The sequence below is a fragment of the Lentzea sp. HUAS12 genome (assembly GCF_024125735.1).
GTDB lineage: Bacteria > Actinomycetota > Actinomycetes > Mycobacteriales > Pseudonocardiaceae > Lentzea > Lentzea albida.
Genome location: NZ_CP099738.1, coordinates 4,887,942 through 4,895,000, shown reverse-complemented (window position 1 = coordinate 4,895,000; position 7,059 = coordinate 4,887,942). Strand labels below are relative to the sequence as shown.

General features: G+C 67.0%; 8 protein-coding genes and 2 rRNA genes (1 of these 10 cut by a window edge). 5 read left to right on the top strand and 5 right to left on the bottom strand.

Annotated elements, in window-relative coordinates; genetic code table 11:
• The 3 genes from ND450_RS21625 to ND450_RS21615 all read left to right on the top strand — a co-directional run.
• Positions 1-1,272 (top strand): 23S ribosomal RNA (locus tag ND450_RS21625) (it extends 1,807 nt beyond the left edge of the window).
• A 94-nt stretch (positions 1,273-1,366) separates the two neighbouring features.
• Positions 1,367-1,483, top strand: a 5S ribosomal RNA gene (rrf, locus tag ND450_RS21620).
• Between the two features lie 163 nt (positions 1,484-1,646).
• Entirely contained in the window at positions 1,647-1,811 is a 165-nt protein-coding gene (locus ND450_RS21615) for a hypothetical protein (protein WP_177230081.1), read from the top strand.
• A 2-nt stretch (positions 1,812-1,813) separates the two neighbouring features.
• On the opposite strand, the gene ND450_RS21610 is transcribed toward ND450_RS21615, so the two are convergent.
• Positions 1,814-2,404, bottom strand: a complete 591-nt coding sequence (locus tag ND450_RS21610) for a hypothetical protein (RefSeq protein WP_253320611.1) — start codon at positions 2,402-2,404, stop codon at positions 1,814-1,816.
• Positions 2,401-2,760: a nucleotide pyrophosphohydrolase gene (locus tag ND450_RS21605; protein WP_253320610.1), complete on the bottom strand. Its 360-nt coding sequence runs from the start codon at positions 2,758-2,760 to the stop codon at positions 2,401-2,403. The genes ND450_RS21610 and ND450_RS21605 overlap by 4 nt, the downstream gene beginning before the upstream one ends.
• 97 nt (positions 2,761-2,857) lie before the next feature.
• Between ND450_RS21605 and ND450_RS21600 the strand changes: the two genes are divergently transcribed.
• On the top strand, positions 2,858-3,661 hold the full coding sequence (locus ND450_RS21600; RefSeq protein ID WP_253320609.1) for an NmrA family NAD(P)-binding protein: 804 nt from the start codon (positions 2,858-2,860) through the stop codon (positions 3,659-3,661).
• Here the strand turns inward: ND450_RS21600 and ND450_RS21595 are convergent.
• The 3 genes from ND450_RS21595 to ND450_RS21585 form a co-directional block, all read right to left on the bottom strand.
• Complete coding sequence (locus ND450_RS21595) at positions 3,634-4,563, bottom strand: hypothetical protein (protein ID WP_253320608.1); 930 nt, start codon at positions 4,561-4,563, stop codon at positions 3,634-3,636. The genes ND450_RS21600 and ND450_RS21595 overlap by 28 nt on opposite strands.
• A gap of 227 nt (positions 4,564-4,790) precedes the next feature.
• Complete coding sequence (locus ND450_RS21590; RefSeq protein ID WP_253320607.1) at positions 4,791-5,699, bottom strand: helix-turn-helix domain-containing protein; 909 nt, start codon at positions 5,697-5,699, stop codon at positions 4,791-4,793.
• Between the two features lie 180 nt (positions 5,700-5,879).
• Positions 5,880-6,515 (bottom strand): hypothetical protein, encoded by a 636-nt coding sequence (locus ND450_RS21585; protein WP_253320606.1) that lies wholly within the window; start codon positions 6,513-6,515, stop codon positions 5,880-5,882.
• Positions 6,516-6,563: 48 nt separating this feature from the next.
• Here ND450_RS21585 and ND450_RS21580 point away from each other — a divergent pair, with 48 nt between their 5' ends.
• Positions 6,564-7,004: a very short patch repair endonuclease gene (locus ND450_RS21580; protein ID WP_253320605.1), complete on the top strand. Its 441-nt coding sequence runs from the start codon at positions 6,564-6,566 to the stop codon at positions 7,002-7,004.
• Positions 7,005-7,059 lie beyond the last annotated feature (55 nt).

Here is a 7,059-nt window from a genome sequence, read left to right as displayed (position 1 = left end):
GTAGAGAATACCGAGGCGATCGGGCGAACTGTGGTTAAGGAACTCGGCAAAATGCCCCCGTAACTTCGGGAGAAGGGGGGCCGTAGCGCTTGAAGCCTCTTGCAGGCTAGGGCGAGACGGCCGCAGAGACCAGCGAGAAGCGACTGTTTACTAAAAACACAGGTCCATGCGAAGTCGCAAGACGATGTATATGGACTGACGCCTGCCCGGTGCTGGAACGTTAAGGGGACCGGTTAGTCCTTCGGGGCGAAGCTGAGAACTTAAGCGCCAGTAAACGGCGGTGGTAACTATAACCATCCTAAGGTAGCGAAATTCCTTGTCGGGTAAGTTCCGACCTGCACGAATGGCGTAACGACTTCTCGACTGTCTCAACCGCAGGCCCGGCGAAATTGCATTACGAGTAAAGATGCTCGTTACGCGCGGCAGGACGGAAAGACCCCGGGACCTTTACTATAGCTTGGTATTGGTGTTCGATTCGGCTTGTGTAGGATAGGTGGGAGACTGTGAAGCGCTGACGCCAGTCAGTGTGGAGTCATCGTTGAAATACCACTCTGGTCGTATTGGATGTCTAACCTCGGTCCGTGATCCGGATCAGGGACAGTGCCTGGTGGGTAGTTTAACTGGGGCGGTTGCCTCCCAAAGAGTAACGGAGGCGCTCAAAGGTTCCCTCAGCCTGGTTGGCAATCAGGTGTTGAGTGCAAGTGCACAAGGGAGCTTGACTGTGAGACTGACGGGTCGAGCAGGGACGAAAGTCGGAACTAGTGATCCGGCCATGGCTTGTGGAAGCGTGGTCGCTCAACGGATAAAAGGTACCCCGGGGATAACAGGCTGATCTTCCCCAAGAGTCCATATCGACGGGATGGTTTGGCACCTCGATGTCGGCTCGTCGCATCCTGGGGCTGGAGTAGGTCCCAAGGGTTGGGCTGTTCGCCCATTAAAGCGGTACGCGAGCTGGGTTTAGAACGTCGTGAGACAGTTCGGTCCCTATCCGCCGCGCGCGTAGGATACTTGAGGAAGGCTGTCCCTAGTACGAGAGGACCGGGACGGACGGACCGCTGGTGTGCCAGTTGTTCTGCCAAGAGCATTGCTGGTTGGCTACGTTCGGAAGGGATAACCGCTGAAGGCATCTAAGCGGGAAGCTCGTTCCAAGATGAGGTATCCCACCCTTTGTGGGTTAAGGCCCCCAGCTAGACCACTGGGTTGATAGGCCAGAGGTGGAAGACCGGTAACGGTTGGAGCTGACTGGTACTAATAGGCCGAGGACTTGTTGCAAAGACGCTACGCATCCACTGTGCGGTTCTGGAAGAACAACCAGAACCGATCGAGCAGGCCCTTCTCGGGGTTGCTGGTTGTAATTTCATAGTGTTTCGGTGGTTATAGCGTTGGGGAAACACCCGGTCCCATTCCGAACCCGGTAGTTAAGCCCTTCTGCGCCGATGGTACTGCACTGGTTACGGTGTGGGAGAGTAGGTCGCCGCCGAACTTAATTTGCCCTGCGGGTCGAGCGCCACAAGCGCTCCCCGCAGGGCTTTTTCGTGTCTCCGCGCAGGTGGGTCGTCCTCATTGAGCGGCTGACCGGGTGATGAGACCCCGGCGAGCGGGTGACGTGCCTCAGGCCCCTGCCGTTCCTCCCTACCGTGATCGTCATGAACGAGCAGTGGGCAGGGGAGGCACCTTTGCGGTGGCGAGCGCGCAGGAGGCGGGGCAGGCACGCCCGCGAGCCCGCGCCGTCCTCGCAGTCGGTCCTGCCCGCAGTGCTCGGCGTCGTGCTGCTGGTGTGCCTGATCCTCCTCCTGCTGACGTACCTCTAGTCCTAGCGGGACTGCAGCGCGTCGAGCGCCACGGCCTGAGCGATCACGAGCCGGCGGTCGATGCCAGGATCCTGGATCGTGACCAGGTAGTGGTCGCGGACCCAGGTCTTCTTGTCGACGCTGAACACGGGAGCGCCGTTCTCCGTCGCGAAGTCGAAGTGGTAGCGCATGGGGAACGGCGCATCTCCGATGTACGGGATCCAGTCCCACAACCGGCGGAACCCCGCGAGCCACTTGTTGCGCTCCGCCCCGGTCGCCGTGCCGCGGCCCGGCTGCTCGAGGTGCCAGGTCGAGCGCAGCAGCGACTTGCCGAAGTCCTTGCGGAACAAGCCGATCGACCTGCCCTGCTCGTCGACGACGTCGTAGCCGCTGCCCAGGTCGATCACCTTGCGGGCGTTGAACTCGAACAGCACCCGGCTCTTCGACGAGTCGGTGTAGACGGTGACCCGTTCCTTGATCTTGAGCCGCTTCTGCTCGGCGAACCCCACCAGCGCGCCCGGTGCGCCGTTGTCGTCCAGGAAGACCTCGTAGCGGTTCACCATGAAGGTGACCTTCTGGTGCACGTGTAAGGCGTGCGCGTCCTGCAAGCTCACAGCTCCCCCTTCTCCACCGGCACGGGAGTCAGGCTCCCGGTCGGGAATCGCCGCTCGTTGCGGTCGATCTTGGCGAACGCGGCCTCGACGAGGTCGACACCGAGCTTGTCCGCCAGCCTGGTGAGGTAGTGCATCACGTCCGCGAGCTCGTCGCGGACGTTCCAGGCGAGGTCCGGATCCTTCATCGCGTCCCGCGCCTCTTCGGGCGTCAGCCACTGGAACAGGTCGGTCAGCTCGCCGACCTCCGCGGACAAGGCCATCACCAGGTTCTTGGGCGTGTGGTAGCTGTCCCAGTCACGGGCAGCGGCGAACGCGCGCAGGGCGTCCCTCAGGTCCACGAGATCACGCTGACTCATGCACCACTGATTACCACGTGGACGAACGAGCAAGGATGGCGGCCGATCAATCATGGATCGTCCGCATCAACGTTGATTAGCTCTGGTCATGTCAACATTGAGCGCAATCAACACCCCGTCAACGGACGACACCGTTCTCGTCCTCGGCGCCACCGGCAAGACCGGCCGCCGCGTCACCGGTCTCCTCGGTTCCGCCGCACGTCCGGCGTCGAGGTCGTCGGCCACGAGGTTCGACTGGTCCGCCCCGGACACCTGGGAACCCGCGGTCAGAGGCACGACCGTCGTCTACGTGGTGCCGCCGGAGAACCCGGTGCAGTTGGCCGACTTCGTCGGTGTCGCCGTGAAGGCCGGCGTCACCCGGCTGGTGCTGCTGTCGATGCGCGGTGCCCCCGACGACGACCCGTTCGAGGCCGCGGTCAAGGGCGCTGGTGTCGAGTGGACGATCCTGCGCCCCACCTGGTTCATGCAGAACTTCGACGAGGACATCTTCGCGGAGCCGGTGCGCCGAGGTGAGCTCGCCGTCCCGGCCGGTGACGGCGTCCACCCCTTCATCGACGTGGTGGACATCGCCGAGGTCGCCGTCGTCGCGCTCACGCGGCCCGGTCACCACGGGAAGACCTACGACCTCAGCGGACCTGAGGCGCTGTCGTTCCCCGAGGTGCTGGCGCGGATCAGCGAGGTGACCGGTGAGCCCGTCCGGTACGTGGACGTCGCGCCCGAAGAGTTCACCGCTGCCTTGCGCGGGCTCGGCTTCTCGGAGGAGATCGCCGACCTCGTCACGATGCTGATCGTCCTCATCCGCAAGGGCGAGGAGGCGCACGTGTCCGACAACGTGCAGCGGGTGCTCGGGCGTGCGCCGCGGACGTTCGCCGACTACTTGGGCAGCAGCAAGTTCGCCTGAAGGCCGCGGGTCCCCTCGTTGGTGATGACGGCTTCGCAGAGCGCGCGCCCCGTGCGGGCGCGCCACTCCTGCGCCATGTCGCAGTAGCGAAGCCCCATCGCGTACGTGAGCTGGCCGACGCATTCACCTTCGAGCAACACCTCGAGGGTGTGTTCACCGACGTGAGAGCCTCTAACGATCCTGCAGTCGCGCAGTTCCGCGATGACGTGGGCGGGCGTGCGGCCGTTGACGACGCGGTGCAGCACGTGCTGGTGGACCTGCTCGCCCACGACGGCGACCTGCTGTTCCGCGGGCAGCGTCGGTGCCGTGCCGAGTGCCTCGTGGTCGAGCAGCAGGAGCCGCGGGGCGCCGAGGTGCAGGTGCACGCCGTAGCGCTGGTCGCCGCCGACGATGCGGGCAGGGCACGAGCCGATCTCGCCGCGGCCGGCCAGGTCGAGCAGGAGCGGCCGGTAGTCGATGGCCTGCTCACCGCGCAGGTAGCCGGCGGTGACGGCGGTGCCGTCGCCGCGCAGGAGGTCGACCCGGACCGCCGTGAGGTCGTGCCGGGTGGCGGGTTCCGGCACGAGCACCGCGGTGGCCGGAACGGCGGTGCCGTTCCCTGTGTCGGCTTTGAGCTCGTGGGTGGCGAGCGCGGCGATCTCCGCGATGGCGTCCTGGTGGTGCGACTCGCCGACGATCGCGACCCGTCCCGCCGTGGACAGGCGGCGCAGGCGGGACCGCGTGCGCACCGGGGTGATCTGGTCGGCAGTCTTGTTCTTCGTGCCGACGAACATCAGGCCGAACAGCGCGAGGCCGATGACGAAGCCCAGAGGGCCGAAGGCAACGGTCAGAACCAGGGCGAGCACGGCGACGGCGATCAGGACGGCGGCTGGCGAAGGTTCTGTGCGTTGCTGCATCGTCATGGGGCATCCTCACGACTCGGCTTCACGTCACTCTCAGTGTCGGACAAGCCGGGCGATGCGTTTCACAAATCGCTCGTTTGGCCCAGCATCGTGGGCCGAGAACTCCAACCAGTGACGGAAATCCGTCGCGGATCGGGATCGTCCGCCAACGGTGAGTGAGAGTTCTCCTCGGCCATCGCCGCCGTGAGGACGCTGAGCACCAGCCCCTGGGCCCCAGCTTCGGCGGATCAGTGGACCAGGGTGAGGCGTGCACGTCCTCGCGGCCCGGGTTCTCCGCCACCCGGCAGGGCGGTCATCACCAGCCCGAACACGAGACCGTTGAGCTCTTCCAGCCCCAGGTTCAGTTCCTTGGCCACGTGCAGGGGTGTCGTGCCGTTCTCGCGGAGGACCTTGAACACCTTCGTGAGCAGTTTGGACGTCTCACGGCGCGTCATGCCGCCCTCCACGAGGCTGTGCAGGTTCGCCCACTTCGTGAACTGGTCCCTGCCCACGTGCCAGTGGCGGTGGTCGGTGCCGGCCAGGTGCCGCTGGGGCATCAGGAACTCGGCGGCGAACTCGTGCGGCTCGTCGTGGCCGAGCAGCACCGCGAGCTGGACGGCCGCGTCGAACCGCGCCTGCTCCGGCGTCGCCGACGGGATGAGGAACACGAACGGCGTTCCGTTGTGCCAGCAGGAGAACGCCTCCTGCTCGGTGCAGTCGACCGGCAGCGAGAACACCCGCACGCCGTGCGACTCGAGCAGCTGCACCATGTTCGGCGCCGGCCCGGTGGCGAGCCGCCACGCGTCGCGCGTGCCCTGGGGCGACGTGCGCGGGGCAGGCAGGTCGGGCTGGGGCAGCACGAACAGCCGTTCCAGCCAGCCGCCGAACTCGATCGCGAGCTGCGCCGCCGCCGTGGCCTGCGCGTCGAGCGCCTGCCTCGGCACGGTCTGGGGCCGGGGTGGCTCCGGCGCCGCCAGGAACGCGGCCGGGAACCCGAGCGCCCCCGCCAGCGACTCGACGGTCGAGGACTTGGGCGTGCGCAGCCCCCGCTCGTACTCGCCGATGGCCCGCGCCGGCACACCCGACTTCCGCGCCAGCTCGGCCGCGGTGAGTCCGCGCCGGGTGCGGGCGAGCGTGAGTCGCGTGGGCGTGAGCATGATCCGGTCATTCTCGCCCCTGCCGCGGCGCGTTGCCAGGCGGGTCCCAGGTACCGGTCGGTCGTCCGGACGTTCCGGCATCGCAGGCGCGCGTCGCGTCACCTCGACGCGTTCTCACCCTTCACGGCGAGGCAGGCCGAGCTCGGCACAGCCTCCGCCGAGGCACTGCGCCCGCCGGGCTCACCGCCGCAACGAGATCGGGAAGTCCACCTCCTCCGGACCGTCCACATTGGGGGCCTTGAGCTGCGGGAACTCCATCGGCGGCAACGGGATCCGGTGCGCCCACCGCTCGATGACCTGGTTCTGCGGCGTGGGCTCCGGCTGCGACACCTCGCGCAGCACCACAAGCCGGTCCTCGAGCTGCAGCGGGTAAGTCACGAGGAACCACAACTTCAGCCCCTCGTTGCTGCGGACGTTCTCGAACAGCGCGAACTGGTCGTGGTCGTTGTCCCGCATCATCGCCGCGATGGCGGGCCCCTTCGCGTAGTCGCTGCGCAGCGGCGCCTCGGCCGACCCCGTCCCCCGGTTGCCCTGCAACGTGCCCAGCAGCACGGGCCGGGACGGGTGCCGGATGAGACCCGCGTTCCAGTGGTCGAGGCGCTGCCACCCCTCCGCCGCCAGCAGCTGCCGCAACGTGCCCACCCGGTGGATCCAGTCGAGCAGGCCGGGCGCGTTCGTCGGCCCGAACGGCGGCGAGGCGGCGCGGGCGTCGATCCCGGCGGCGATCGCGCGGTCCAGGACGGCCTGGCGCAGGCCGAGGTCGGCGAGCTGCTCGTCGGCGGTGGGGGTGAGCTTGCGGAAGGCGGCGCTGGTCATGGGACGACGGTAGCGACGGGGTCTGACATTTCCGGGAAACTGCTGGTCGTGTACCGCTACGTCGACGCGGGCCCCGCCCCGCCCGCCACGTCCGAGGCGACGTCGAAGGTGATGCGCCGCACCCGCCGCACCGGCACGGCGCCGGAGCTGGCGGTCAGGCGGGCGCTGCACCGCCGGGGACTGCGCTACCTGGTCGACGTCGCGGCGCCGGGCACCAACCGGCGCAGGCGTGTCGACGTGTTGCTGCGAGGCGCGAGGATCGCGTTGTTCGTCGACGGGTGCTTCTGGCACTCGTGCCCGGAACACGGCCAGCTGCCGAAGGCGAACCGCGAGTGGTGGCGGGTGAAGCTGCACGGAGTCGTCGTCCGCGACCGCGACACCGACGCCCAGCTCACAGCAGCAGGATGGCGCGTCGTCCGCGTGTGGGAGCACGAGGACCCCGAGGACGTCGCCGACCGGATCGTCGAACTCGTCTCACCCAAGACGTGAGTGCGGTGCCCAGGGGGAGAGGCCCTGGACACCGCACGGGCGGCCTGCGGACAGG

Excerpts from the sequence above, each read along its gene's own strand:
- ND450_RS21605 (WP_253320610.1), bottom strand. The coding sequence starts at position 2,760 with ATGAGTCAGCGTGATCTCGTGGACCTGAGGGACGCCCTGCGCGCGTTC.
- ND450_RS21615 (WP_177230081.1), top strand. The coding sequence starts at position 1,647 with ATGAACGAGCAGTGGGCAGGGGAGGCACCTTTGCGGTGGCGAGCGCGC.
- ND450_RS21585 (WP_253320606.1), bottom strand. The coding sequence starts at position 6,515 with ATGACCAGCGCCGCCTTCCGCAAGCTCACCCCCACCGCCGACGAGCAG.
- ND450_RS21595 (WP_253320608.1), bottom strand. The coding sequence starts at position 4,563 with ATGACGATGCAGCAACGCACAGAACCTTCGCCAGCCGCCGTCCTGATC.
- ND450_RS21590 (WP_253320607.1), bottom strand. The coding sequence starts at position 5,699 with ATGCTCACGCCCACGCGACTCACGCTCGCCCGCACCCGGCGCGGACTC.